Origin of the sequence: Burkholderia sp. BCC1988 (genome assembly GCF_905339895.1) — a bacterium.
Classification (GTDB): domain Bacteria; phylum Pseudomonadota; class Gammaproteobacteria; order Burkholderiales; family Burkholderiaceae; genus Burkholderia.
Genome location: NZ_CAJPHA010000003.1, coordinates 364,976 through 391,733, shown reverse-complemented (window position 1 = coordinate 391,733; position 26,758 = coordinate 364,976). Strand labels below are relative to the sequence as shown.

At 61.5% G+C, this 26,758-nt stretch carries 20 protein-coding genes; 8 read left to right on the top strand and 12 right to left on the bottom strand.

Annotation, left to right across the window (positions count from 1 at the left end; all coding sequences use genetic code 11):
- Positions 1-219 precede the first annotated feature (219 nt).
- From U4012_RS06600 to U4012_RS06580, 5 genes are read left to right on the top strand one after another with little or no spacing between them, the layout of a single operon-like run.
- Positions 220-1,476 (top strand): oligosaccharide flippase family protein, encoded by a 1,257-nt coding sequence (locus tag U4012_RS06600; protein WP_321797082.1) that lies wholly within the window; start codon positions 220-222, stop codon positions 1,474-1,476.
- The gene (locus U4012_RS06595) at positions 1,473-2,297 is read left to right on the top strand and encodes a glycosyltransferase (protein ID WP_321797080.1); all 825 of its coding nucleotides are present in this window, start codon (positions 1,473-1,475) and stop codon (positions 2,295-2,297) included. Before U4012_RS06600 ends, U4012_RS06595 begins: the two co-directional genes overlap by 4 nt.
- Before the next feature lie 43 nt (positions 2,298-2,340).
- On the top strand, positions 2,341-3,477 hold the full coding sequence (locus tag U4012_RS06590) for a glycosyltransferase family 4 protein (RefSeq protein WP_321797077.1): 1,137 nt from the start codon (positions 2,341-2,343) through the stop codon (positions 3,475-3,477).
- Between the two features lie 14 nt (positions 3,478-3,491).
- On the top strand, positions 3,492-4,514 hold the full coding sequence (gene galE, locus U4012_RS06585; RefSeq protein WP_044846276.1) for a UDP-glucose 4-epimerase GalE: 1,023 nt from the start codon (positions 3,492-3,494) through the stop codon (positions 4,512-4,514).
- Between the two features lie 27 nt (positions 4,515-4,541).
- The gene (locus U4012_RS06580) at positions 4,542-5,648 is read left to right on the top strand and encodes an MraY family glycosyltransferase (protein ID WP_044846277.1); all 1,107 of its coding nucleotides are present in this window, start codon (positions 4,542-4,544) and stop codon (positions 5,646-5,648) included.
- A gap of 82 nt (positions 5,649-5,730) precedes the next feature.
- Here U4012_RS06580 and U4012_RS06575 read toward each other — a convergent pair whose 3' ends face one another.
- From U4012_RS06575 to U4012_RS06560, 4 genes are read right to left on the bottom strand one after another with little or no spacing between them, the layout of a single operon-like run.
- Positions 5,731-7,614 carry a nucleoside-diphosphate sugar epimerase/dehydratase gene (locus U4012_RS06575; RefSeq protein WP_321797074.1) on the bottom strand — a complete coding sequence of 628 codons (1,884 nt, stop codon included), beginning with the start codon at positions 7,612-7,614 and terminating at the stop codon, positions 5,731-5,733.
- A 12-nt stretch (positions 7,615-7,626) separates the two neighbouring features.
- On the bottom strand, positions 7,627-8,643 hold the full coding sequence (locus U4012_RS06570; RefSeq protein ID WP_044846279.1) for an MraY family glycosyltransferase: 1,017 nt from the start codon (positions 8,641-8,643) through the stop codon (positions 7,627-7,629).
- A 5-nt stretch (positions 8,644-8,648) separates the two neighbouring features.
- A complete protein-coding gene (locus tag U4012_RS06565) occupies positions 8,649-9,614 on the bottom strand; it encodes an SDR family oxidoreductase (protein WP_321797072.1) in 966 nt (321 codons plus the stop codon).
- Complete coding sequence (locus tag U4012_RS06560) at positions 9,611-10,480, bottom strand: glycosyltransferase family 2 protein (protein WP_321797070.1); 870 nt, start codon at positions 10,478-10,480, stop codon at positions 9,611-9,613. Before U4012_RS06560 ends, U4012_RS06565 begins: the two co-directional genes overlap by 4 nt.
- A gap of 1,017 nt (positions 10,481-11,497) precedes the next feature.
- Between U4012_RS06560 and U4012_RS06555 the strand changes: the two genes are divergently transcribed.
- The 3 genes from U4012_RS06555 to U4012_RS06545 all read left to right on the top strand — a co-directional run bounded on the left by U4012_RS06555 (position 11,498) and on the right by U4012_RS06545 (position 16,564).
- Complete coding sequence (locus U4012_RS06555; protein ID WP_321797068.1) at positions 11,498-12,808, top strand: hypothetical protein; 1,311 nt, start codon at positions 11,498-11,500, stop codon at positions 12,806-12,808.
- Between the two features lie 337 nt (positions 12,809-13,145).
- Positions 13,146-15,575: a glycosyltransferase family protein gene (locus U4012_RS06550; protein WP_321797066.1), complete on the top strand. Its 2,430-nt coding sequence runs from the start codon at positions 13,146-13,148 to the stop codon at positions 15,573-15,575.
- An 8-nt stretch (positions 15,576-15,583) separates the two neighbouring features.
- Positions 15,584-16,564, top strand: a complete 981-nt coding sequence (locus U4012_RS06545; RefSeq protein ID WP_321797064.1) for a glycosyltransferase family protein — start codon at positions 15,584-15,586, stop codon at positions 16,562-16,564.
- A gap of 175 nt (positions 16,565-16,739) precedes the next feature.
- Here U4012_RS06545 and U4012_RS06540 read toward each other — a convergent pair whose 3' ends face one another.
- The 8 genes from U4012_RS06540 to rfbA all read right to left on the bottom strand — a co-directional run bounded on the left by U4012_RS06540 (position 16,740) and on the right by rfbA (position 26,753).
- The gene (locus U4012_RS06540; protein WP_321797061.1) at positions 16,740-18,560 is read right to left on the bottom strand and encodes a hydrolase; all 1,821 of its coding nucleotides are present in this window, start codon (positions 18,558-18,560) and stop codon (positions 16,740-16,742) included.
- A gap of 18 nt (positions 18,561-18,578) precedes the next feature.
- Entirely contained in the window at positions 18,579-21,860 is a 3,282-nt protein-coding gene (locus tag U4012_RS06535) for a glycosyltransferase (protein ID WP_321797059.1), read from the bottom strand.
- Between the two features lie 76 nt (positions 21,861-21,936).
- A complete protein-coding gene (locus tag U4012_RS06530) occupies positions 21,937-22,689 on the bottom strand; it encodes an ABC transporter ATP-binding protein (protein WP_124667223.1) in 753 nt (250 codons plus the stop codon).
- Positions 22,690-22,699: 10 nt separating this feature from the next.
- Positions 22,700-23,482 carry an ABC transporter permease gene (locus U4012_RS06525; protein ID WP_124667222.1) on the bottom strand — a complete coding sequence of 261 codons (783 nt, stop codon included), beginning with the start codon at positions 23,480-23,482 and terminating at the stop codon, positions 22,700-22,702.
- 48 nt (positions 23,483-23,530) lie between these two features.
- Complete coding sequence (locus U4012_RS06520; protein WP_321797054.1) at positions 23,531-24,439, bottom strand: glycosyltransferase family 2 protein; 909 nt, start codon at positions 24,437-24,439, stop codon at positions 23,531-23,533.
- Positions 24,432-25,331: a dTDP-4-dehydrorhamnose reductase gene (rfbD, locus tag U4012_RS06515; protein ID WP_321797052.1), complete on the bottom strand. Its 900-nt coding sequence runs from the start codon at positions 25,329-25,331 to the stop codon at positions 24,432-24,434. The genes U4012_RS06520 and rfbD overlap by 8 nt, the downstream gene beginning before the upstream one ends.
- The gene (gene rfbC, locus U4012_RS06510) at positions 25,324-25,875 is read right to left on the bottom strand and encodes a dTDP-4-dehydrorhamnose 3,5-epimerase (RefSeq protein WP_044846286.1); all 552 of its coding nucleotides are present in this window, start codon (positions 25,873-25,875) and stop codon (positions 25,324-25,326) included. Before rfbC ends, rfbD begins: the two co-directional genes overlap by 8 nt.
- The gene (rfbA, locus tag U4012_RS06505; protein ID WP_044846287.1) at positions 25,860-26,753 is read right to left on the bottom strand and encodes a glucose-1-phosphate thymidylyltransferase RfbA; all 894 of its coding nucleotides are present in this window, start codon (positions 26,751-26,753) and stop codon (positions 25,860-25,862) included. Before rfbA ends, rfbC begins: the two co-directional genes overlap by 16 nt.
- Positions 26,754-26,758: the final 5 nt, after the last annotated feature.

The following is a 26,758-nucleotide window of genomic DNA, read 5'->3' as shown; positions in this document are numbered from 1 at the left end:
TGGAAAATAATCTGGCCGCCTTTCGCGCATGCCGGCCATCGTACATGCGGGCCTTGCGGAACAAGGAACGGGACGGCTGGAGCGGCCCCGATCCCACTTATAATCGCGGGTTTTGATGACGCGTATTTTGTCCATTTTAATGCCTAGCCGCTCCGCCGCCGCCAACCCGCCGCCTTCGGGCGCCCTGCCGGCCGCCTCCCGCTCGCGCGGCTGCCCCGCATGCTGAAGCGATTCGGCAACCCGGACGTCGCGAAGGCCGTCGCGAATCTCGTCTGGCTGGGGCTCGAACGGCTCACGCAGATCGGCGTCGCGATCGCGATCAGCGGTCTTCTGGCCCGTTATTTCGGGCCGGACGTGTTCGGCAAATGGCAGTATGCGAATACGCTTCTCCTCGTACTGGCGCCGCTCACCTGGGTGTGCGGCGCCGAAATCCTGGTTCCGACCATCGTCCAGCGCCCGCCCGCGCAACTGGGCGCGGTGCTCGGCAGCGCCTTCGTGCTGCGCATCGGCGTGTCCGCCGTCGCGCTCGTCGCGACCTGGATCGCGATCGGCGCCGGCGCGTTCGACCCGCTGGTCGGCGCGATGCTCGCGGGCCTCGCGGTCACGATGGTGTTCCGCGAGCCGTTCGTCGGCGTGATCAACGCGTGGCTGCAGAGCCTGACCTACAGCAAGCCGCAGCTCGTGACCAGCATGCTCACCGCGCTGGCGAAGGCGCTGCTCGTCTGGCTGCTGGTCCGCGCGGCCGCCGGCCCTGCCCGCTTCGCGTGGCTGTGGGCGCTGGAGGCCGCCGTGATCGGCTTCGCGCTGCTCCTCTACTTCCGCCATCGTAACGGCGGCGCGCTCGGCTGGACGTTCGACAAACCGCTGTTCAGGCACTTTGCCACCGCCGGCACCGTGTTCTGGCTCGGCCTGATCTGCATGTACCTGTTCCTGAAGCTCGATCGCCTGATGCTCGAGCGTCACGTGTCGTTCGCCGACCTCGGCCGCTACTCGGCGGCCCAGCAGCTCAACGAGAACTGGATCACGCTCGCGCTGATGCTCGCGCAGACCATCGCGCCCGCGTTCGTGTACCGCGTGCAGGACGTCGCGCGGCTGCGCCGCAACATCGTCCGGCTGATCGCGATGACCGCCGGCCTGATGACGGCCGGCGCGCTGGTGCTGGACGCGGCCGCGCCGCTCATCGTCGGCAAGGTGTTCGGCCGCGGTTACGAGGCGTCCGTCGACATCTTCCGCTGGGCGGTCTGGCTGTCCGTGCCGGCCGGCATCGAGGCGATAGGCAATCTTATCGTTCTCAAATATCAAGCAAAATTCGTGTTGCTGGCGAAATGGGTGCTCGCGCTCGCGATCGCCGCGCTCGTCAACGTGTTCGCCATCCCCCGGTTCGGCCTGTACGGCGCGCTCGTCGGGCTGGCGGCCGGCTATGTCGCCGCCGCCGCCGTTAATTTTTATTACATTCGTTTCAAGCTGCGCCCATGACGTCTCCCGATTGCCCGCCCCCGCTCGACGACGTGGCCGTGCTGATGCCGGCCTACAACGGCCACGACGACGTCGTGCGCACCCTCGCGTCGTTTCGCGAGGACGCGCCGGTGCACGTGCTGATCGTCGACGACGGCAGCACGCCGCCGATCGTGGCGCCCGACCTGCCCGGCCTTGCGGTCGAGGTGCTGCGCATGCCGCGCAACGGCGGCATCGAGCGCGCGCTCGAGGCCGGCATCGACGCGCTCGCGGCGCGCGGCTTCCGCTTCGCGGCCCGCATCGACGCCGGCGACCTCGCCGCGCCGCGGCGCCTCGCGAAGCAGCGCGCGTATCTCGATGCGCAGCCGCGCGTGGCCTGCGTCGGCATGTGGACCCAGGTCGTGTCGCGTGCCGGCGAGCCGCGCTTCATGCTGACCCCGCCCGCCGACCCGCGCACGCTGCGCCGCACGCGCTTCCTGCGCTCGCCGCTCGTGCATCCGTCGGTCATGCTGCGCATCGATGCCGTGCGCGAAGTCGGCAATTACCGCGCGAAGTATCGTGCGGCCGAGGATCTCGATCTTTTTTTACGGTTAATGCAACGCTACGATTGCGCGAACCTGCCCGAGCTCGGCCTCTACTACGAGCTCAACGAGGGCGGGATCAGCGCGACCAAGCGCCGCCGCCAGCTGATATCGACGCTATCGCTGCTGCTGCGGCACTTCAACGTGCTGAACCCGTACGACTGGGCCGGCCTCGCCAAGAACCTGCTGCATTTCGTGACGCCGTACCGTACGCTGCAGCGGATCAAGCAGACGCTGTTCGCGGCGCGGCCGTCCGCGTAGCCCGCCTCCGGCATTTTCGACGCTTTATTTTTTGCTTTTTTTCATGTCCGCTACCTCCTCGCTGCGCATCGCGCTCGTCTGCAACACGACCTGGGCGATCTACACGTACCGCCACGGGCTGATCCGTGCGCTCGTCGCGCGCGGCGCCGAGGTCATCGTGATCGCGCCGCACGACCGCACGGTGCCGCTGCTCGAGCAGATGGGCTGCCGCTACGTCGCGCTCGCCGTCGCGTCGAAAGGCACGAGCCCGCGCGAGGATCTCGGCACGCTTGCCGCGCTGGTGCGCCATTACCGCGCGCTCCAGCCCGATCTCGTGTTCCATTACACGATCAAGCCGAACATCTACGGGTCGATCGCGGCGTGGCTCGCGCGCGTGCCGTCGATCGCGGTCACGACCGGCCTCGGCTACGTGTTCATCCAGAAGAGCCGTGCGGCGAGCGTCGCGAAGCGCCTGTACCGGTTCGCGTTCCGCTTTCCGCGTGAAGTCTGGTTCCTGAACCGCGACGATCTCGCGACTTTCACCGACGAGCAGTTGCTCGCGCACCCCGAGCGCGCGCGGCTGCTGCACGGCGAAGGCGTCGATCTCGACCAGTTCGCGCCGGTGCCGCTGCCCGCCGGCCGTGGCCCCGTGTTCATCCTGATCGGCCGGCTGCTGTGGGACAAGGGCGTGCGCGAATACGTCGAGGCCGCGCGCGTCGTGCGGGATCGCTACCCGGACGCGCGCTTCCAGCTGCTCGGGCCGCTCGGCGTCGACAATCCGAGCGCGATCGGCCGCGCGGACGTCGACGCGTGGGTCGGCGACGGTGTCGTCGAGTATCTCGGCGAGGCGCACGACGTGCGCCCGCACATCGCGGCGGCCGACTGCGTCGTGCTGCCGTCGTACCGCGAGGGCGTGCCGCGCACGCTGATGGAAGCATCCGCGATGGGCCGCCCGATCGTCGCGACCGACGTGCCGGGTTGCCGCGACGTCGTCGCCGACGGCGAAACCGGCTTCCTGTGCCGCGTGCGCGACAGTGCGAGCCTCGCGGAGCAGCTGATCCGCATGATCGAACTCGGGACCGCCGGACGCGACGCGATGGGCGCGCGCGGCCGCCGCAAGGTGAGCGCGGAATTCGACGAGCAGCAGGTCGTCGAACGCTACCGGCAGACCATTCATACATTGACCGGCATCACACTCTGAAGGAGCGCATCAGCATGACCGCTAAAGGCACCATCCTCGTTACCGGCGGTGCGGGCTATATCGGCTCGCACACGGCCGTCGAGCTGCTCGACAACGGCTACGATGTCGTGATCGTCGACAACCTCGTCAACAGCAAGGCCGAGTCCGTCCGGCGCATCGAGCGGATCACCGGCAGGACGCCCGCGTTCCATCAGGTCGACGTGTGCGACGAAGCCGCGCTCGCGAAGGTGTTCGACGCGCATCCGATCACGGGCACGATCCATTTCGCGGCGCTCAAGGCGGTCGGCGAATCGGTCGCGAAGCCGCTCGAGTATTACCAGAACAACCTTGGCGGGCTGCTCTCGGTGCTCAAGATCATGCGCGAGCGCAACGTCCGGCAGTTCGTGTTCAGTTCGTCGGCGACCGTGTACGGCGTGCCGGAGCGCTCGCCGATCGACGAATCGTTCCCGTTGTCGGCCACCAACCCGTACGGCCAGTCGAAGCTGATCGCCGAGCAGGTCCTGCGCGATCTCGAGGTATCGGACCCGTCGTGGCGCATCGCGACGCTGCGCTACTTCAACCCGGTCGGCGCGCATGCGAGCGGGCTGATCGGCGAGGATCCGGCCGGCATCCCGAACAACCTGATGCCGTACGTCGCGCAGGTCGCGGTCGGCAAGCTCGAGAAGCTGCGCGTGTTCGGCTCCGACTACCCGACGCCGGACGGCACCGGCGTGCGCGACTACATCCACGTCGTCGATCTCGCGAAGGGGCACATCGCCGCGCTCGACGCGCTCGCGAAGCGCGATGCGAGCTTCGTCGTGAACCTCGGCACGGGCCAGGGCTACAGCGTGCTGGAAGTCGTGCGCGCGTTCGAGAAGGCGTCGGGCCGCCCGGTGCCGTACGAACTCGTCGCGCGCCGCCCGGGCGACATCGCCGAGTGCTACGCGAATCCGCAGGCCGCGGCCGACCTCATCGGCTGGCGCGCGACGCTCGGGATCGACGAGATGTGCGCCGACCACTGGAAATGGCAGGAGGGGAACCCCCGCGGTTTTGTATAATCCGCTGTCCATTTTTCGAGCGATCCCATGCTCAGCTTCGCGTCCGGCTTCATCGTCTCCCTGCTCGTCACGTTGTTCATCGTGCGCTATGCGCATCTGCACGAGAAATTCTCGGTCGACAGCGACCTGGCCGGCGTGCAGAAATTCCACGTACGGCCGGTGCCGCGTGTCGGGGGCATCGGAATCCTCGCCGGGGTCGTCATTGCCGCGCTGCTCGTGTCGCGGCGCTATCCGACGATCGCCGGCAGCATTCTCGGGATCGTCGCGTGCGGGATGCCGGCGTTCCTGTCGGGCCTCGTCGAGGACCTGACCAAGCGAGTGTCGCCGCGCGCGCGGCTGCTCTGCACGATGGGCGCGGCCGCGCTGGCGTTCTGGCTGCTGGGCATCGCGGTCAAGCGGATCAGCGTGCCGCCGCTCGACTTCCTGCTCGGCTACGTGGCCATTTCGGCGTTCATCACGGTGCTCGCGGTCGCGGCGCTGGCCAACGCGATCAACATCATCGACGGCTTCAACGGCCTCGCGTCGATGGTCAGCTTCATGATGTTCGCGTCGCTTGCGTATGTCGCATTCCACGTCAACGATCCGGTCGTGATGTCGGCGTCGATCATCATGATGGGCGCCGTGCTCGGCTTCTTCCTGTGGAATTTCCCCGCCGGGCTGATCTTCCTCGGCGACGGCGGCGCGTATTTCATCGGCTTCATGCTCGCCGAACTCGCGATCATGCTCGTGATGCGCAATCGCGAAGTGTCGGCGTGGTATCCGGTGCTGCTGTTCATGTATCCGATCTTCGAGACGTGTTTCTCGATCTACCGGAAGAAGTTCATCCGCGGGATGTCGCCGGGGATTCCGGACGGCGTGCATCTTCATATGCTCGTGTACAAGCGGCTGATGCGCTGGGCCGTCGGGACGAAGCATGCGCACGACCTCACGCGGCGCAATTCGCTGACGTCGCCTTATCTTTGGCTGCTGTGCCTCGTTGCGGTGATTCCGGCGACGCTGTTCTGGCGGCACACGGTGCATCTGTTCGTTTTTGTCGTGCTGTTCGCGCTGACGTATGTGTGGCTTTATCTCAGCATCGTCAGGTTCAAGGTGCCGCGGTGGATGGTGGTGAGGAAGGAAAGGCGCGGGCAGTGAGTCCAGCACCCAAAACGAAAAAAGCGCCTCGCGGGGCGCTTTTTTCATGCTCGGGGCCAACGTGGGCGGCGTCCGCGAGCGCTCATTCGTTCGATACGGCTCGCGCCTTTGGCACGCTCTGCAGCACCGGCGCGACGGTCGTCTGATATTCCGGCACCCAGCGCCGCAGATCCCGCCGCACCTCGTCGTCGCTCAGCACGCGGTGCTGCATCAGCCACGGCAACAGCTCGTCGAGCAGATGGTCCGGCACTTCCCGGGCCCGCGCGATCCGCAGCTTCGGATGCGGCGTGCGCGTGGTCGTCTCGTCATCCGCGAGCAGTTCCTCGTAGAGTTTCTCGCCCGGACGCAGCCCCGTGAATTCGATCCGGATCTGCCCTTCCGAGAAGCCGTAGAGACGGATCAGATCGCGCGCGAGATCCACGATCTTGACCGGCTCGCCCATGTCGAGAATGAAGATCTCGCCGCCGTGCCCCATGCTCGACGCCTGCAGCACGAGTTGCGACGCTTCCGGAATCGTCATGAAGAAGCGCGTGATCTCGGGATGCGTGACCGTCACCGGGCCGCCCTTCGCGATCTGCTGCTGGAACTTCGGGATCACGCTGCCGGCGCTGCCGAGCACGTTGCCGAAACGCACCGTCTCGAACTGCGTGCCTTCGCTCGTCTGCTGCAACGCCTGGCACGCCATCTCCGCGAGCCGCTTGCTCGCGCCCATCACATTGGTCGGATTGACGGCCTTGTCGGTCGAAATCAGCACGAAATGGCGCACGTTGTGGCGGATCGCCGAGCGGGCGACGCGATAGGTGCCCAGCACGTTGTTGCGCAGCGCCTGCCACGCGTTGTGCTCCTCCATCAGCGGCACGTGCTTGTACGCGGCCGCGTGGAAAACGATATGCGGCGCATAGCGCGACATTACCTGGTCGAGCAGCAGCGAATCCTTCGCATCGCCGATGATCGGTACGACAGGCTGGTCGGGGAAGCGCTCGCGCAGTTCCTCAGCGAGCCGGTACATCGCATATTCGGAAAGATCGAACGCAACCAGTTGCGCCGGCTTGAAGCGGAGGATCTGCCGGCACAGCTCGGAACCGATCGAACCGCCCGCGCCGGTTACCATCACGACGCGGCCGCGCAGCAGCGCCTCGACGTGCGGCGTGTCGATCGTCACGGCATCGCGTCCGAGCAAGTCCTCGAGATCGATATTGCGCACCTGCGACAGGAACCCCTGCCCCGGCATCAGCGCGGTCAGCGACGGCAGCACCATCGCCTTCACGCCGGCGCGCACACACAGCGTCGCGACGCGGCGCTGTGTTTCAACGGATGCCGACGGAATCGCGATGATCGCGTATTCGACCTTCATCGCATCGGTCCAGTGCTTCAGGTCGTTGAACGAGCCGAGCACTTTGTAGCCGTAGATCTCGCGCCCCTGCTTGGTCGGATCGTCGTCGAGGAGGCCCACCAGACGCCATTCCCCCGAACGCGACAGTTCGCGCGCGAGGCTCGCGCCGGCCGTGCCGGCGCCGAGCACGAGCACCGGCTTGCCCTGCCCGACGAGCCCGCCGTACAGGTAGAACTCCTTCGTTGCGCGGTACAGCGCGCGGGCGCCGCCCATCGCGAGGAACAGCATCAGCGGCGACACGAGCAACACCGAACGCGGGATGATCGGCGACGGCTGGAACATCACGGCGCCGATCATCACGATCACGCCGCCGCCAATCACCGCCTTCGAAATCCGAACCAGGTCCGGAAGGCTCGCGAACACCCACAGGCCGCGATACAGGCCGAACACATGGAACATCAGCGCGTAGACCGGCAGCACCCAGACGAGCGCCGTCAGCGCGCCGCCCATGAAATCGGACGGAACGCTGCCGTTGAATCGGACGAGATAGGCGAACAACCACGCGGCGGTAACCGCCGTCAGGTCAAACAGGAAAGCGCTCAGCGAAAGCCATGATGCTTTGGATCGCAACATCGGCAGGAAACCTCAAGAGTTATTTTCGGCGGCCGACTGAAACCGGCGCCAGCGCATGTCGATTATCAGTCCGATACATGCCAGGACGCCGTACCACGCGAAGAACGACAGCCACTGCTGCAGTTCCGGGCGGCCCTTTGCCCACACGGCGACGATTATGCCTGCGAGCATGATGAGGTACCAATAAAGAGCGGTCCGGCGGTGACCTACGCCCGCCCGGACCATCCTTTGATAATAATGCTCCCGGTGCGCTTGCCAGAACTTTTCGCCACGTAACAGACGTCTCAAAAGTGTTACAGATGCGTCGGCGATAAAGGGCGCGAACACCAGCGCCGGGAACCAGATCGGCCAGACGCCGGCCCGCCAGCCCCAATAGCCGAGCGCACCAGCCAGGAATCCGAGCGGAATCGAACCCGCGTCGCCGAGAAACAGCCGGGCCGGATGGAAGTTCAGCAGCAGAAAGCCGAGTGCGGCGCCGGCGACGGCCGAGCCGGCCACGGCCAGATCCGGTGACGGCATCGGGCCGGTCAGCGCGGCAACCGCATATGCGCCGAAGCCGAACAGCGCCATGCCGCCCGCGAGGCCGTCGGCGCCGTCCATGAAGTTGTACAGGTTCGTCAGCCAGACCATCGCGAAGCCGATGCCGACCAGCAGCCACCACGGTGCGTCGGCCGGGAACACGGCGATCAGCGCGACGACCGCCGCGAGGTGCGCCGAGAACCGCACGCGGGCGGGCAGCCCGCGCCGGTCGTCGATCTGCGACATCGCGGCGAGTCCGGCGGCGGCGATGGCGATCAGCCACAAGTGCGGCGCCAGCGCGAGCAGCGCAACGACGCAAACCGGGACGATGCCCCATCCGCCGACGCGCGGCGTCGGCAGTGTATGGAGCGAACGGTCGTTCGGAATGTCGGTGGCAAGGCGCCACGCGAGGCCGGTCGCGAGCAGCATGCGCAGGATGGCCGTGGACGCGACGGCTGCGGCCAGCGCCACCGCGGCCGCTTCGGGCCACGTGGATATCGGGAGAAACATGGCGATTATTGTTGTGTGTCGCGCGAACGATACCATGCGGCCGTCGCTTCGAGGCCTTGTCTTGTCGTATAAGGCGGATGCCAGTCCAGTACGCGCGTGATCCGACCCGTATCGAGCTGGAGGCTGCCGGTCAGACGGTCGATCGCCGCACGGCGGCCGGTCAGTGCGCCGAGCGCCCGCAGCACGGAAGAAGGGACAGCGATCAGGCGCGCCGGCTTGCCAAGCGCATCGCCGACCAGGCGCAACAGGCCCGTGACCGACGGCGCGTCGTCGTCGGCGACGTGGAAGCATTCTCCGGCCGCGCGCGGATCGATCGCGCATCGCAGCAGTGCGTCGGCCAGGTTGTCGACGTAGACGATGCTGCGGCGTGCCGGGATGGAACCGAGCGGCAGCGGCATCCCGCGCGCAACCGCGTCCATCATGCGCAGGAAGTTCGCACGCACCGCCGGACCGTAAACCAGCGGCGGCCGAACGACCACGACGTCGAGCCCGTTCGACGCACCGAACTGTGCCAGCTGCCGCTCCGCGCGCAGCTTCGAGCGGCCGTAGGCATCCTGCGGGTCGGGACTCGCCGCTTCCGACAGCGGTACCCCGCCGTCGCTCTCGCCGACCGCCTTGATGCTGCTCGCGTAAACGATGCGGCGCACGCCATGCTGGCGCGCGGCTTTGGCGAGACGCAAGGTACCGGCGACGTTGGTCGCGTCGAATGCGGCGTCGGGGTCTGGCGACTCGTCGCGCATCACGTGCACGCGTGCCGCGAGATGAATGACGCAGTCGGCGGCAAGATCCGCTGGCCATCCCTCGTCGAGGCCATCGAAATCGGTTGCGTCGTGCACCCATTCACACACGCCTTCGATGGTTGCGCCCGGACGCCTCACCAGGGCGGTCACGGTATGTCCGGCCTCCAGCGCGCGGCGGCATACCGCGCGGCCGACGAAGCCGTTCGCACCGGTCACGACGAGATGACTCACCACAGCCTCCAGCCGAAACGGTTGTAGAACTTGAACGCGGATGCCGCGAACATGCGGATGTGCGCGAAGCCCTTGCGAGACGCGCCACCGCCGTGATGGATCACTCGGACCGACGGCACATACGCGACGCGCGCGACATCGTGCGTGCGCAGGCTGAGATCGTAGTCCTCGAAGTAGAGGAAATAGCGCGGGTCGAAACCGCCCAGTTTTTTCAGCACTTCCGTGCGGAACAGCATGAAGCAGCCGCTGACGATGGGTGGATCCCAGACGATGTCGTGATCGTTGATCACGTCGCGCATTTCGTAGTGGGAGAGGCGGTCATGGAAAAGCTGCCGGATACGAGCAGGCAAAAAACCCCGCGCGAAAAGATCGAATAAGACCGGGAAACGGCGACACAAATACTGAATGTCCCCTCTCTCATCGCCGATGCGCGGCGTCAGCAATCCGGCGTCCGGATGCGAGTCGAGAAAGTCAAGCGCTTGGTCCAATGCATCGGGAGCCATGTCGATATCGGGATTGAGGACGAGATGATAGTCACCCCCAACCACGCCGATCGACAGATTATGTCCCCGTGCATAACCGATGTTGCCGTGACCTGTCAGCACGCTGCATTCAAGGCCCGCGTCAAGAAAGGTATTTCGAGTGGCTGTCAGTGTTGCCATGTCCCCACCGTTGTCGATCAGAAATACACGAACGGCAAGCCCAGGGCGCTTCTCGCGCAATTCGCGGCATGCGACGAGCAGGCTCGAGAAGGTCTGCACGAGCATCGCCGCATCGGAGTGAAAGGTCACTACGGAAATCGACAGTACCTCGTCTTTCGACGTAGGCGAACGGGGGAGAAGAGACTCGGAGGAAGGAGAAACCACGTTTTAGCAGGATCCATGAGGCCACGGGCAAGTGTGCCACATTCGTCGCCCCCTTGAGGTGGACATGTCCAATTTTCACAAGCCTGCCTGCCCGGGAGCCAACACGTTGACTCTCGTCCCGCGCGTATCCGGTGCCATTAAATCCGCCCTGCCGATGTCCACCACGGGACAACACGACATCCGTCAAGAGACGGTCCTGACGCAGGTCAGACATCGTAGCGGAAAACCGTGACGCTTGAATTTGAGCCGGTGATTGAACAGATCTGGACTTCCCCGCCATGTTCACGACAAGCCACTCACTATTTGATCGATGTGAATTTCCTTTCCAGTCTTTCCCACCAACTCAATGTTATCGGTCAACCACAATGCTCGCCGCCGTCATTTCGCATCGACTTTCCGGAAAATATATTTCGGGATACTTTACAATTCACCACTGAAGCATTCAGCGAGTGTTACTTCGCCAGAAGCATCAACACCTGCGGTCGACAGCAACATCCGCATAGGTGAGCTTCGGATCGACGTCCGGGATGAACGAGAAGATCATTCGCTCAGGACTGACCGCATCTGTCGAATTCCCTTCAATTGCGGGCCGGAATCTTCGACTCAATTCACCACCGTTCACGTAGAAGCCATTTCTCGCCACGAGGATAGGCCTGCCCCCATTCGGCCGCCGGATGACACGTGAGCGAGACTCTCCGGATTTCATCAGGGAAGCGACTACTCAGCCAATCGGCTGTCCGACACGCTCAAACAATGCGATGCCGAGCAACTCCGGACGCTGCTCACGTAACGCGCCGTAACGATTCGTTGCTAACCGGCCAACTCTCAGCTCGATCACCCGTAGACTGTTTATACAATGCACCGTTCGAGCACGATACGCGCCTGGCAGGCCGTCGGTATATGATTGCGCAGCTTGATTGATACAACGAAGCCGGCCGATTTCCGAATCGAGTCCATCCGATTCGTCGAAGGTCCAGGCTCGCCCCGCTACTCGATTACCCATTCTCGATTCGCCTCATGTCCAACGCAGCGTCGGTCACCGCCTCCGTCCAACCCACCTTGATTGTCGTGCTCGGCATGCACCGCAGCGGGACAAGCGTCCTTACGCGAGCGATGGAAACGCTCGGTGCCGATCTTGGTTCGCGGTTGATGCCAGCGGCGGCAGGAATCAACGACAAGGGGTTCTTCGAAGACCTCGATATCAACGAGATTAATATCGAGGTCATGCACGCGGCCGGTTATGACTGGGACACCATGGCGTCGATCGACTTGAGTGCGATCGACAGCCGTCGCTTGGCCGAACTTCGCGTCAAGGCCGCCTCCATCCTGCGCGCCAAGTGCAGCGGCCGAGTTTTCGCACTCAAGGACCCGCGCATCGCTCGACTGTCAGCGTTTTGGCAACCGATTTTCGCCACCCTTCAATCTCGCGTCGTATACGCCATAGCCGTACGCAACCCGATCAGCGTCGCGCATTCCCTGTCGAAGCGCAACGGCTTCGCTGACGAGAAGACTCACATCCTCTGGCTTGCCCATACGGTGGACGCGCTCGAAGCAACCATAGGCAGCACCCGGACGCTCGTCAGTTACGACACACTGCTAAACGCACCGCGTCAAGAACTGGAACGGATATCGTCCGAACTGGGATTGCCTTTGGTCGAATCCAAAATCGATTTGTTCGAACAGGAATTCCTCGATGAGGATCTTCGACACACGCGATTTGTCGCTAAAGATCTCGAACTACTGCACTCGTTGCCGCGGCAGGTTAAGGTGTTGTTCGCGTCGCTCGACGAATCCGTGCGAAACAAGCTCCCCCTGGACAATCCTGTGCTCGTCACGGCATTGGAAAGTGCACGTGCCTACCTCGACGACATCGCGCCGCTTCTACGCTATGAATGGCAGCTCGACAGACAGCTCCGCGCAGCACTGGACACAGCACGCGTGAACGACGAAGCGCTTCGGAACCGAACACACGAACTCGAAACACTGAAGGTGACGCTGACCTCGCTTGACGAGAGAGTCCGTGTATCCGAACAGCAGCAGTTGTCACTTACCGATTCACTTCACCGTACAAGCTCGGAGCGGGACGATTTGCGTCTGGAACGCGACAATGCACACTTGGAACGGGAGGACGCCTACCTCCAACGGGACGACGCCTACTTGCAACGGAATGATGCACACCGGGCACTGGCGACTGCCGAGTTGGAAAAGGTTCGGATGAAAACGGAAATCGACCGCCTGCACCGGTCACAGGCGGATATCCTTGCCTCCACGAGTTGGTACGTCACTGCACCGCTTCGCGCGGTCGGCCGCCTCCTGAAGCGGCGGTAGGTCGCCCACCGTCGACGCCCCCTACCCAGTTCGTCGGGCGATCGAGAGCTGCGAATCATGCTTCCTCAGACTCGGCCGTGATAAGCAAGGCCATTTGCGAACAGTTGCAACACTAGCACCATTGTGACATTTCCAGGAGCGTCGACTGTCCTCGCGTCGGAACCGCCTCCGACAACGCGCCCACGCCGTCATATCGGGGGCACGCCGCCAGATTTCACCGGCTCATGTCACACGAGGCGTAAGGTAAAATACGCAGCCTCACCGCTGTGTACCGCAGTTGATCCAGCCCCACGGAAACAATAGGCGTTATCTCGACGCTATCGCCTGAGAGTATCGAATGAATCCGGCCAAGTTCCGAATCGTCCTGCTTGACACGAAATATCGCAACCCGAACCATTACATCTATCTTGCGGTGCTGGGCGCACTTAAGCGCCATCCAGACGTGGAATTCGTGGCAAAAGCCGATCCTGTCGAAGCCATGTCTATCGCCGTCAAGAACCGATGCAATCTGTTTATTGCGTTCGATGGAGAAGAACTGGATACGACGTTGTGCGCACAACTCGGCCGGGCCTGTGGGCGGGCCGTTCTGTGGGTAACTGAAGATCCATACGAGATTAAGGTCAATGTTCGGAATGCCGAGCACTTCGATCTGGTGTTCACGAACGATTCAACCAGCGTTGACGAATACGGCGTCAAGGGCCATCATCTGCCACTCGCCGGCGCAACCGAATTTCATTCGATCCCTGTCTGCCCGGTCGATCATCCGTTACGGTATGAACTGTTTTTCGCCGGAACGGCATGGCCAAACCGAAGCGCTTTCCTTCGCTCGATCCTCAAGCGCTTTCCAACCGACTGGAAGTGCAAGATCGCGTTGCCCACGAACCAGTTCCTGCCACCGCATGGCGTCGATCTGCCGGAAAGCGCCCTCTCATGGCGCACCTCACCGGTCGACTTTGCGCGATTCGTCAATCGCAGTGCCATCACCCTGATGCTGCCTCGCGTTTTTTCCGCGTCAGGCGGACGAGAATTCGCGGAAACACCGCCACCACGCCTGTTCGAAGCCGCTCTGGCTGGCGGCGCACAAATGATTCACGAGTCGCTGGCGGAAGTCGACCATTCTTTCGAACCCGGCAAGGAAGTCATCCTTTTCTCGTCGGAACAGGATTTTCTGGAGAAAGCGACCGAACTCGTCAACAACCGACCGTACCGCAACACGATCGCCGAGGCGGCTCGCAAACGCGCACTTGAGCAGCATACGTACGACTGTCGAATCCATACGATGTTGATCCGCGCGGCCGCACTGCCGATCAGGCCTGTCACATCGAAACAGGATAAAACTCACACGCTGCTCTTGGTCACCCACAACATTCCTAGCCGCGGAAATTTCGGCGGAGTGGAAGTCTATCTCGATCGTCTAAAGCAATCGTTGGGAGGACACTGGAAGATCCTGTTTTACGCACCGGAAATGCGTGGGCGAAAAAATTCGGTCCGTGTACTTTCGGGTAGCTACGAAGAACTCGCGCGTTACGAGTTCAGCGCCGGCTACTCGCCCGCGCTACTTATATGCGATGAACGTGAACGTGCATTCCGCGAAGTGCTCCGCGATCACGGCGTCGATCTGGTCCATTTCCATCACTTCGTCGGACACACCCCGTCGCTCGTCCATGTTGCAAAGCATCTCGGCATTCCGACCGCATTCACGGCGCATGACTTCTTCGGCGCCTGCCACGAATTCAACCTGCTGTCGTACAAGCAGGAGTTTTGTGGCGCCCCCGACGTCTCGATTTCGCAATGCGATGTTTGCCTGAAGAGCAAACACAATATCGCCAGCGGATCGCAGGCCGTACGCCGGAATTTCTGGAACGACGTGCTGCGCCATCTGGACATGCTTGTATTCAATACCGAATATAGCCGGCAAACATTCGCGCGAATCTATCCAGCCGTCCGACAGCATCCGAACACGCGCATCCTGCCGGTCCCGATCCCCGACGGCAATATCCAGCGACAACACCGTGCGGCACGACCCCTGAAGATAGCGCTTCTTGGTAATCTCACCTTCCAGAAGGGTGGCGACGTGCTCGCCCGAGTGCTGCCCTCGCTCGCAACCGCTCCCGTCGAATTTCATATATTCGGGCGCGTGGATCCGCAGTACGAGTGGCTGTCGAACCAGAACAAGCACAAGAACATCATCGTTCACGGTGCGTACGACGCCGGCAAATTACCCGCCGCCCTTCGTGAATGCCAAGTATCCCTTCACGTTTCGATCTGGCCTGAAACGTACTGCCTTACCTTGTCCGAGGCATGGCAGTTCGGGCTGGTACCGATCGTAGCGGACATCGGTGCCCTAGGCGAACGCGTCACACACATGGTGAACGGTATCAAGATCAAGCCGAACGACGAAGGCGCACTCATCGATTCGATCCACGCCCTCGCAAACGCGCCGGACCTGCTTGAGTCGCTGCGGAGCGGCGCAACCGAAGAAAACTACTCGCAACTTTCCCGGCATGCCGAGTTGCTTCGCAAGGAATATTCGGCGTTGCTCGACGATACGCCTGGCGCACTAGCGAAGGATGTCCCGCTGACACACCCTCCGATTCGCGAGTTGGGCGTCGTTCTCGCATCGCCCATCTGGCAGATCGGAACCGCGCAATCGATCATCGGCCCGTCCTATCTGGCACAGATTCGACGTCTGCATCATTTCTACAGGACAAACGGACTTCGTCCGACCGTGCGCATCCTGGCCAATCGCATTCGAACCTCGCGGTGATCTACGCAATGAACGTACTCATTTCTGGCGCATCGCCTGACTCCGTCAATAACAACGCCACCTTACGCGGCTACGTTGCCAACGGGTTCGAGGGTCTACCCGGTGTGACGAGTGTTCAAGCATGTTCGCTCGAAAGCACCGCAACACTTGCACGTTCGACCCACCCCGATCTGATCGTCGTGTTCGGTTCGTGTATGCCTTCCGTTTGCCACTACCTCGATCTGAAGCAAGTCGCACTCGACACGGGCGCATGCGTTGCCTTCTGGCTGCATGACGACCCATATGAGTTTGACTATTCACAGAAGATCATTCCGCTTGCGGATATCGTGTTTTCGAACGACCGCTGGAGTTCAACACACTACGACCATCCGAACGTACATCATCTGCCACTGGCCGCGGATCTTGATGCTCATTTCCAAGAGCCAGGGCAAACGAAGTCTCGCGACGTATTCTTCTGCGGCGTCGGCTTTGCGAATCGCATCCAACTGCTGCGAGACTGTGCGAGCTCTCTTCGCGGATTCAAAGTGGAGGTCCTGGGTGCCGAGTGGCCAGACGATTTGCCCTTTGCAGACAATCGTCGAATACCGAACACTGACCTTCCGAAACTGCACGCAACGTCCCTCGTCACATTGAATATGGGCCGCCGGTTCGATCTGGCCAACGAGCGCTTCAAGTTGGACGCATCGACGCCCGGCCCTCGCACGTTCGAAGCCGCCGCCGCCGGCACCGTACAGTGCATGTTTGTCGAAGGATTCGAAATCGACGACTACTACAGCGAACAGAACGGGGAAATCCTATTGTTCGATTCGCCCGTGGAACTTCGCCGACATATCGAAATGCTGCGAGATGACGCAAAGCGGGCAACGGACATTGCACTAGCCGCGCAACAACGAACCCGCCGCGATCACACCTACAGAAACCGCGCCGAAACCATACTGTCTCTAGTCGCGCTCACCGTTGCACACCAGGCTCGATCAGTACCCGATTGAGCCCTTTTCAAGGATGACCGTCATTTGAAGTGAATCCACGGTCTGAATGAGACACCGCCGTCGCTATCCAGCATTGCAACGGTCTTCGTGGGGAACCTTCCCGAACCTGGTCGGACTCCAGCGCGGAGGGCCGAATAGCAGCGGATGTGGCAAGGTTCCCGCGCCCCTCCTCACCTTACTCGATAGCGCTTCTTTCGATATAACTCGCCAGTCTCATCCGCGCATTGCGTGTGCTGGCCCAAGCGTCGAAGTTTTCCACTTCGCCCAGCAACTCGAGCGATGCCTGATCGAGGCGCTCAACGTAATGAACGAGCGGCGCCACTGTATCGAGCGGATCTTCCTTCAGCCCCAGCAGCGCCCTGCTTGCCCTGAACTGCCGGCTGAAAGTCAGCATGCCGGCGACGATTTCGCTCGATATGTCACGCTGTCGCGGCATCGGATTTCGTCCCGGGTCTTCGACCGAACCGACTTGGCCATCTAATGCAGGTTCGTAACCAATCACCGCATCATGCGGCGCCGAGAAGAACAGCTCGACCGCCACACGGTTCGCATATACCTTGGCGAGACGTGCAGAGTCGATCGACGTTCGCGACAGCAGCGCGCTCATTCGCATCGTCCGTTCGCGTGCCCGCGTTTGCTCCGAGTCGTTCAGGCAGAAATAGTAGCCATGCAATTCAATATCCATTAGACCCTGCAGTGCACGTACGAGCATCTCTTGCGCGGTGCCGTTCCATCCGACATCGACGACGGCGACCCGCATGTGCGGTCTGATACCGAGTTCCACTAGATACTGAAATAATCCGCGACGATTACGGCGACACACGCGCAGGATGTCCGCGCGGCACGCGCGCAGCAGCCCCCGCACCTTCTGTAGGTTGCTATCGTCAACGACAACATTCGCGCCGAGCCCGATATCATTCATCACGGTGTCGGCGGGCGGTGTCACGCCAATCCGCTCGAACACCTCGATCGGTCGCAGACCGTGTGCACCAGCGATGAAGAAATCGGTCAGCTCGTCGAAATTCGCTTCGTTCGCGGCGGCCGTCGCAAATGCGACGCGCGACCCCTTGAAGTACGAGAATGGTGGCAGTACCTTTTCATTCAGGTCGCGCGCCATACGCTCGAGCACGTAACCGTCACGCGATACGAACAGCACGTGGTCGATGCGGTCCTGCCGCGACCGATCCACGATCCAATCGAGGAAACCGACAGCACCCGGCCCGCCGTAACGCAATCCAAGATCACCGAACGTGCCAACCGACGGCCCATCCAGGATCACTCGGGGCAACCCGCTTCCTAGTGAAGCAAGTGGCGTCGACAAGTCGACCTTGCTCGCCACGACCGTATCGACGTAATGAAACGTCGAGAAGCCGCGCTCCTGCGCCCGGGTGATGTCCGACATCGGGTTGTCACCGATGTGCAGGATGCGTGCAGGCGCGACGCCCAGCTCTCGAGCCACGATGTCGAACAGCGCACCGCGATCGCGTTTCGTCGCATTACGCTCCGATGACACGAACACGCCCGACGGACGCAGCCCGTGACGGCGGAACAGTTCATCGAAGAATGCACGTGGCAGGTACATGTCCGATGTGATCACGACCGGCTTGTCCGCGATGGCCGCGTTGAACACCTCAATCAGGCGCGGGTTCGGGACCGTGACGGTGAGTTCGAGATCAAGTTCGGCGTCGCGCAGCGTCGCGGCGGGCACGCCGACAGCGTCGAAACACGCGTAGATCCCGTCGAGCGTGATCTCCTCGTCCCCGGCTTCGTGCATTCGTTGAAACGCACGTTGTTGCGCCTGCTGGCGAAGCGCACGGAAATTCGCAATGCCGTACCGGTGTCCGAGCAGGTCAAAGACGTCTTCCGGATCGCGCAGCAGACGCACGAACAGCGTGTCGAAAATGTCGAACGAAATTGCCTCGGCAGAGGCGATCGAATCTTGCAGTCGGGTCAGCGGCAGATCAGGCAAGGCGCTATCAAGATTTTTGAGTTCCATGAAAGATCCTAATCGCGCTTACGCTACGGGAATCACGAAGTTGACATCCTGCTGATCCAGATTCGGGTTGTGAAACGGATCGAACATATAGAAGTCGGGATGCTTGAGGTACAGGCGTTCCTTGTCGCGCGCGAGGCGCTTGACTTTCTGCGCATTCGCGTCGTCGCGCCCCCGGCTCAGCGATTCGTAGTGAATCAGCTCGACGCCCGGACAGACGACGTTGTACAAACCGGCCTTGACGAGACGGAAGCACAGGTCGACGTCGTTGTATGCGACGGGGAATGCCTCATCGAATCCACCGATCCGGTCGAATTTTTCACGGCTCAACATCAGACACGCGCCCGTCACGCCAATCCAGTTGTACTCAAGCAGGTTCCGCGCGAAGTAGCCGGGAGAATCGGCGTGCTCCAATAGAAACGCGTGATTCGGACCGTCCGCGAGATTCACTAGGCCGGCGTGCTGCACCTGGCGTCCTCCCGGGTAGATTAGCTTCGCGCCGACGGCTCCAATGTGACTGAGCTGTGCATATCCGAGCATGTCAGAAAGCCACGTTTCGCTAACGACTTCGGTGTCGTCGTTCAAAAACACCAGAAATTCGCCGACCGATTCGCGAACACCCACATTGTTGATCTCGGAATAATTGAACGGCACGTCGTGACGAAGCACTTTCACGCCTTGCATCTGGGACATATCGCCAAATGACCGGAGTGTGTCCGCATCCCTCGATCCGTTGTCGATCAAGATGATTTCGAATTTGCGGTACGTTGACTTGTTCCTAATCGACTCAACGCACCGCTTCAATACATCGCCATTGTCCTTACTCGGAATGACGATTGAGATCGTCGGTTCGCCGCTGTACGCATAGCTTGCACGAAAATATCCAGGCAACTGCCGTACCGGCTCCATCGTCCCGGTCAAGCCGCGGCGTTCTATTGCTGCCTGGCGGGCACGACGTCCGGCATCAACTGCGTAAGGCTTTGCGTTTAGGTCGGAGGCAACCGACGCAGGGATCACCCGCCAGTGATAGAGCACTTTCCGGACGTGACTGATCTTGTTCGCTTGCTCCGTGACGCGTAGCACGAAATCCCAATCTTGACTGCCGTCGAACTCCGAACGCAAACCACCGATGCGTTGCTGCAGCGACCGACGCACGCACGACACGTGGCACGTATACATCGTGCTCATCATCGTATCCGGGGACCAGTCCGGCTTAAAGAACGGCTGACCGTAAGTCCCGTCGGGCTCGATCTTATCCTCATCGCTGTAAAGGAAGTCGGGATCCTCTGAAGCAATGCATTTCGCAAGCTCGAATAGACAGTCGCACGTTAGTTCGTCATCGTGATCGAAAAACACGATGTAGTCGCCCTGCGACGCTTCCAGACCTGCATTGGTTGCGCCGGAAATACCACGATTGTCATCGAGCAGAATGATCTTGATGCGCGGGTCATCGAGCTTGGCGAGACGCTCACGAACGACTGGTGACGGACTCTTGTCGTCGACCAGCACCAGCTCCCAGTGCGGATACCACTGTGCGAACACTGAGCCAATCATCGCGTCGAGCAAGTCAGGCGGCGTATTGTAAAGCGGTACGACAATAGAGAACGTCGGCTGCACGGCGAGCGCAGCAATGCGGGCGTCAATATCGTCGGGCTTGCGCGGCGGGATGTATACGTAACCACCCGCTGTGCCGGATAGATCGTACCGCCCACCGCGAGCGTCCGCGTCGCCCCCGCCCGTTGGTGTGTATACGAGATACTGGCCTTCGGAATAGCGTGCATGATCGGAAACGTTAACGTGCGCCGTGCTCGCGGCCCGTCTCGCGCGCAGAAAACGCAGACGCGCCGACATGCGGTGTGGCGTCGCGGCCCACCATGCGGCCTTCAGCATCTTGCGAACCGTCGTGCGAAGGCTGGGCGGCATCATCACGACCATCGCGCGCACCTTGAGGAATGCGCGCCACATCGTGCTGGCCCGAATAGTGTTCAACTCCTGTTCGGTTCGCATCGCACTCGCCTGCCATTCTTGCTTGCGAACCTCGGTTGCAGCCATTTCCTGACGCAACTCGTCAACCGCCAACACAAGCTCGTCGAGTTCGTGGCCCAGCTTGTTCAACACAATTTCGCGACTCTCTGACGAGGCAGTCGGACGCTGCTGCAACGTCGACGGAATATCGACACGGCCGCGTCCACGAGCAATCTCCTTAATCGATTCGATGCGTGCAGTGCTCTGGTCGATCACGTGCTGCTGTTTGCGCATCGCATTCACATGCTCGCTGAGTTGCGCACCCAATCGCCGCGCTTCGTCGGATTTTTTTGCGAGGTCGCGTGCTGTCTCGTGCAGCCGCTCCTCCAACTGCGCAACGGCCGCATCGCGCTCCTCAATCTGGTTGTTTGCGACCGCTAACTGATCGTGTGCGACATCCAACTGCTGATGCACCGCACCCAACTGGCTGTTTGCAGTATCCAGCTCTCGATGTGCCGCACCCAACTGGCTGTTTGCAGTACCCAGCTCTTGATGTACCGCACCCAACTGGCCATGCACAACGTCCAGCTGGTAACGAAGCGATACCGCCGCGCCCAAGCGAGCATACATCCGACGAATACTCTCCCGATCACTTTCAGCGGCCTCGATCAGCGGCCGTATTCCATCGGGAATTTCGGCGCCTGGACACAGCACGCCGAGTCCATGACCGTGAATGAATTCGAACGACGGAAAGCACGTCCGCAACTCTTCCCAGTAACGCCATACGCCAAAATCGCGCTCCCGCACATTGGTATCGTGAAAGAGCACGACACCACGTTCCGATAGCTTCGACTTCCACGTCGAATAGTCCTCGACGACATCTTCGTAGCGATGACGCCCATCCACATGAAGCAAGTCGATCGTGCCGTCGCCAAACCCGGAAAGCGCTTCGTCGAAACGTGCCCGTATCAGACGTGAGAAATCACCGAACTCCCTCGTTTGCACGGCACTGAGCGTATCGAACACGCTTGCGCCATAGAACCCCGCATGCTCGTCGCCCTGCCACGTGTCAATTGCGTAGCACGAGGTTGGCAGATCAAGTTGCTGAATTGCTTGGCAGAACGCGAGAAACGAAAAGCCCGTGTGCGTTCCGAGCTCAACGACAGTTCTGGGCTTCAGGACATCGATGAGCCAAAAGGCGAACGGTGCATGTTCGAGCCACGCGGATTCAACGACGTGTCGTGGCGTCCAGAACGAGACGGGCGAAATGCACGCGGAGGAACCTGAACTTAGGGCGGCGTCACGCGGCTTGACGGGTAACTCACGAGAATCAGGCATGTTTACTTTTTGCATAACTTACTATGGCGAAATCGGAAGACCGAGCGGGTCGTCATGCGCAAAATCCCGCTACGTATCAGCCCGCCATCTCCACTTCATAAACGGACAGAATTTCTTCGACCCCACCAAACGCACGCACCTGTCCGCGCTCCATCCAGAGTACCTTGTTACATACTTTCCGGATCTCACTGTTCGAATGCATCGCGAGCACGACGATTTCGGCTCGGCTGTGCAGATCGGCGAGACGCGTTTCCGCCTTATGCATGAACGATGCATCGCCCACGCCCATGACTTCGTCGAGCAACAGAATCTCGGCATCAACCGACGTCGACACAGCAAAGGCGAGTCGCATCTTCATCCCGCTCGAATACGTGCGAATCGGGAGATCCAGATAGTCGCCCAACTCACTGAACGCAGCGATGTCACTCTGCTTCTCGCGAATTTCCGCATCCGTCATGCCCAGCAACAAGCCTCGCAGACGGATGTTTTGCATGCCCGTCGAGTTCTCGTCCATGCCAAGGCTGATGTCGAGCAGCGGCACGACCTTGCCCTCACGCGACAACGTACCGGCCGTCGGAGGATAAATACCCGCCATTGCTCGCAGCAGCGTCGACTTCCCTGCGCCATTGTGCCCAATGAGTCCGACGCGGTCCCCGCGTTCAAAGCGAAAACTAAGGTCGTCGAGCGCACGTACCACGATGACCCCGTCGTTACCCTCAGCAATCCGGTTGCGCCGCCCCATGCGAAGCACCTGCTTCTTCAGCGAACGGCCCTGCACGTCGTAGATCGGCAGATCCAGTGTCACGTTCTTCAATTCGATGTGTGCCATGTCGTCCTCTTCAGATCCAGTACGGCAGACGTTTCAGATAACGACCTGTCATCAGCAGCGCGATCGGCCATCCGACGAGCGCCATGCCAACGGTCACTTCCCATGTCAACGCGCTGGGCATTTGTCCGATCAGCGGACCGCGCACGACATCGATCAGGTACGCAAGCGGATTCCATTCGACGATGAACGAAAACCGGTTCAGCGCATTGGGACGGAAGATAATGGGCGTGACGTAGAAGGCGACTTGAAGCAGCGCACCGATAATCTGTGGGAGATCGCGAAAGCGTGCCGACAACAGACTTGTCAGCATTGCGATCCACATCGCATTCAGCAGGTAGACGAACAACCCGGGAATGAACATCGGCAGCGTCTCCCAGTTCTTTACACCAAAAATGACCAGAAGACCAATGATGATGACAAAGTTATGAGCCAGTACGATCAGGTTCCGCCACACGACTTGAAGAATGTAGATTAGCTTTGGGGTGGGGACCTGACGGATATAGGACCCACTATTGATATATGCAACGCTCCCCTCCTGGATCGTCTGCGAGAACAACCCCCACAGCACGATGCTCGATGCGAGGAACGGCAGATATTCATTCATCTTCTGCCCGAACAACGTGCCATAAACAACGCCGAGCGAAGTAATCATCACGCCCATGCTGATCGTGAGCCAGAACGGCCCGACCCGCGAGCGCGCGTAGCGCTGCCGGATTTCGAGCCAGCCGAGCAGCGTCCACAACCGCCAGGACGCAATGCTCTGTTTGAGGTCAGCAAGTGAAAGAGTCAGCATGCGAGCTTTCTAATTGAGTGAAGATTGAAAAACAGCGTCCCATGCGCGTCATAGCGCGCCGGTACGACCGGTCAGGCCGTGCCAGATCCCCAGCAGCGACAACCGCAGGTGCGCGAGGCGAGGTTGCATGAACAGCGCGTAGATCGCAAGCCGGACCGGCATCTTGACGAGTTCCGTCGACTTCCAGCTCCATGGCACATAGGCGCGCCGAATCAGCGCGATCGCATTGCGGAACAGATAATAATGCCGAACCGGGCCGTGGCCGGGATAGCTTCGTCCGAAAACCTTGACCGGCTCGCCGCCCAGTTCATGCGTCAGCCGCAACGCCGGAGCCCCGAGCACGGAATAGCCTTTCGCCCGCGCCCGGACACACCATTCGAGATCGACGAAGTCGATGAACAGCGCGTCGTCCATCGGGCCGATGTCACGCCACACGTCGAGATTCACGCACGATCCCGACGTGATCAGGAAGTCGACGTCGATCGGTTGCACCCCTTCCGGCTGAATGCGGCGCAGCTTCAGGTAGCCGAAGCGGACGAACGGCGCCACACCGCCCAGTCGCGCATCCTCGTACGCGGGCCCGACCAGCGCCACGCGACGATTGCGCATGCGCTCGGCTGCCAGCGTCCGGGGCAACTCAATCAGCAACTCGTCCGAGGGTTCGCTGTCCTGATCGAACAGCAATGTCGACCGGCAGCCTGTTTCGATCAGCCGTTCGATGCCCTGGTTGAGCGCCGTCGCAATGCCGAGGTTCGCGCCGTTTGCGATGTAGTCGACGCGCGCGTCGAGCCCAAGCGCAGCCGGCGTGGACACGCTCTCCGTGTTGTCGACCACGACGCACGGCCATACTTTGGCAAGTCGATTCGCGCGCGCCACGCAACCGTGATCCGGTCGATAGAACACGATCACGACACCGGTGCGCTCCTGATGCGGGGGATGCGGGTCCAAGTTACTCACTCAGGCACAGCTTCAGCGCATCGGCCCAGTCCGGCAACCGCAGCCCGAACGTCTCGGTCAGCTTGTCGTGCGACAGTCGGGAATTGGACGGGCGCTTGGCAGGCACCGGATAGTCGCTCGCCGGGATCGGCACGACCTTGGGCGCACGCTCGCCCAGCGCATTCGCGAAGATGGCTTCGGCAAAGCCGTGCCACGAAGTCGCCCCGGCCGACGTGAAATGGTAGACGCCGGAACGCTGCGTCCACCAGTCCGCGCCCTCGGCCGCCAGCGCCTGAGCCACGATATGCGACGTTGCCGTTGCAATGGTTTTCGACCAGGTCGGCGCGCCGATCTGGTCCGCGACCACACGCAATTCCGGACGCTCACTGCCGAGCTTCAGCATCGTCAGCAGAAAGTTCTTGCCGCGCCGCCCGTAAACCCAGCTCGTCCGCAAGATCAAATGCGCACACCCGGTCGCAGCGATCGCCTGTTCGCCCTCGAGCTTGGTCAGACCATAGACGTTCTGCGGGTTGGTCGCATCCGTTTCGACATAGGCACCCTCTTTGGTGCCGTCGAACACGTAGTCGGTCGAATAATGAACCAGCGCCGCGCCGATGCGGGCTGCTTCCTCCGCAAACGCGCGCGGCACATCGGCGTTCAGCCGACGTGCCGCATCGACGTCCGTCTCCGCCTTGTCGACCGCCGTATACGCGGCCGGATTCACGATGATCGACGGCTTCAGCTCGCGAACGACGCCGCGCACCCGATCAAGATCGGACAGATCGAGCATCGAACGGTCACATGCCACGACGCGCCCCAGGCCTTGCAGCGAGCGCAGCAGTTCGAACCCGACCTGCCCGTTCACACCCGTCACGAGAATCGTCGGTTCAGGTTTCACACCCACCTCACGCATAGACTTCGGCTTCGCTCAAACGCTTGCCGGCCGCATCCTTCGCGGCCAGCAGCGGTTCGAAATCGATCGGCCACTCGATCCCGATTTCGGGATCGTTCCAGACGATGCTCCGCTCGTGCTCGGGGAACCAGTAATCGGTCGTCTTGTAGAGGAACTGCGCGGCCTCCGACAGCACGACGAACCCGTGCGCAAAGCCGGGCGGCACCCACAGTTGTCTATGATTGTCGTTCGACAGCACCACACCGACCCACTTGCCGAAGTTCGGCGACTGCTTGCGAATATCGACCGCGACGTCGAACACCTCGCCCTCGACGACGCGCACGAGCTTCCCCTGCGCGTGCTGGATCTGGTAATGCAGCCCGCGCAGCACGCCCTTCGACGAGCGCGAATGGTTGTCCTGCACGAATTCGATGCCGGGTTCGACCTGCTCGGCGAATTCCTTCCCGTTGAAACTTTCGTAGAAGAACCCGCGCGCGTCGCCGAACACTTTCGGCTCGATGATCTTGACTTCGGGCAGCGCCGTCGCCGTTACTTGGATGGCCATGCGACTTGATCCGTGAGAATGTTCTTGAGGTACTGCCCGTACGCGTTTTTCGAGAGCGGCTGTGCCAGCTTCAGCACTTGCTCCGCGTCGATCCAGTTGCGGCGGTAGGCAATCTCTTCCGGGCACGCGACCACGAGACCCTGCCGCTTCTGCAGCGTCGCGATGAAGCTGGCCGCCTCAATCAGCGAATCGTGCGTGCCGGTATCGAGCCACGCATAGCCGCGCCCCATGATCTCGACGTTGAGCGCACCGTCCTTCAGATACCGCGAATTGACATCGGTGATTTCCAGCTCGCCACGCGGCGACGGCTTGATGTCGGCCGCGATGTCGCACACCCGGTTGTCGTAGAAATACAGGCCGGTCACCGCGTAGTTCGAACGCGGCTGCGCCGGTTTCTCTTCGATCGACAGCGCGCGGAACGACTTGTCGAACTCGACGACGCCATAACGCTCCGGATCGTGCACGTGATACGCGAACACCGTCGCGCCGGCTTCCTGCGCGTGCGCACGCTCGAGCTGCTTCGCGAGATCGTGGCCGTAGAAGATGTTGTCGCCGAGGATCAGCGCCGACGGATCGTTGCCGACGAATTCCTTGCCGATGATGAACGCCTGCGCGAGGCCGTCGGGCGACGGCTGCACCGCATACTGGATGTTCATCCCCCACTGGCTGCCGTCGCCGAGCATCGACTCGAAGCGCGGCGTGTCTTGCGGCGTCGAGATGATCAGCACGTCGCGAATGCCTGCGACCATCAGCGTCGACAGTGGATAGTAGATCATCGGCTTGTCGTACACCGGCAGCAGCTGCTTCGAGACGACGTGTGTGATCGGATACAGCCGAGTGCCCGAACCGCCCGCGAGAATGATGCCTTTACGTGCCATCGCAA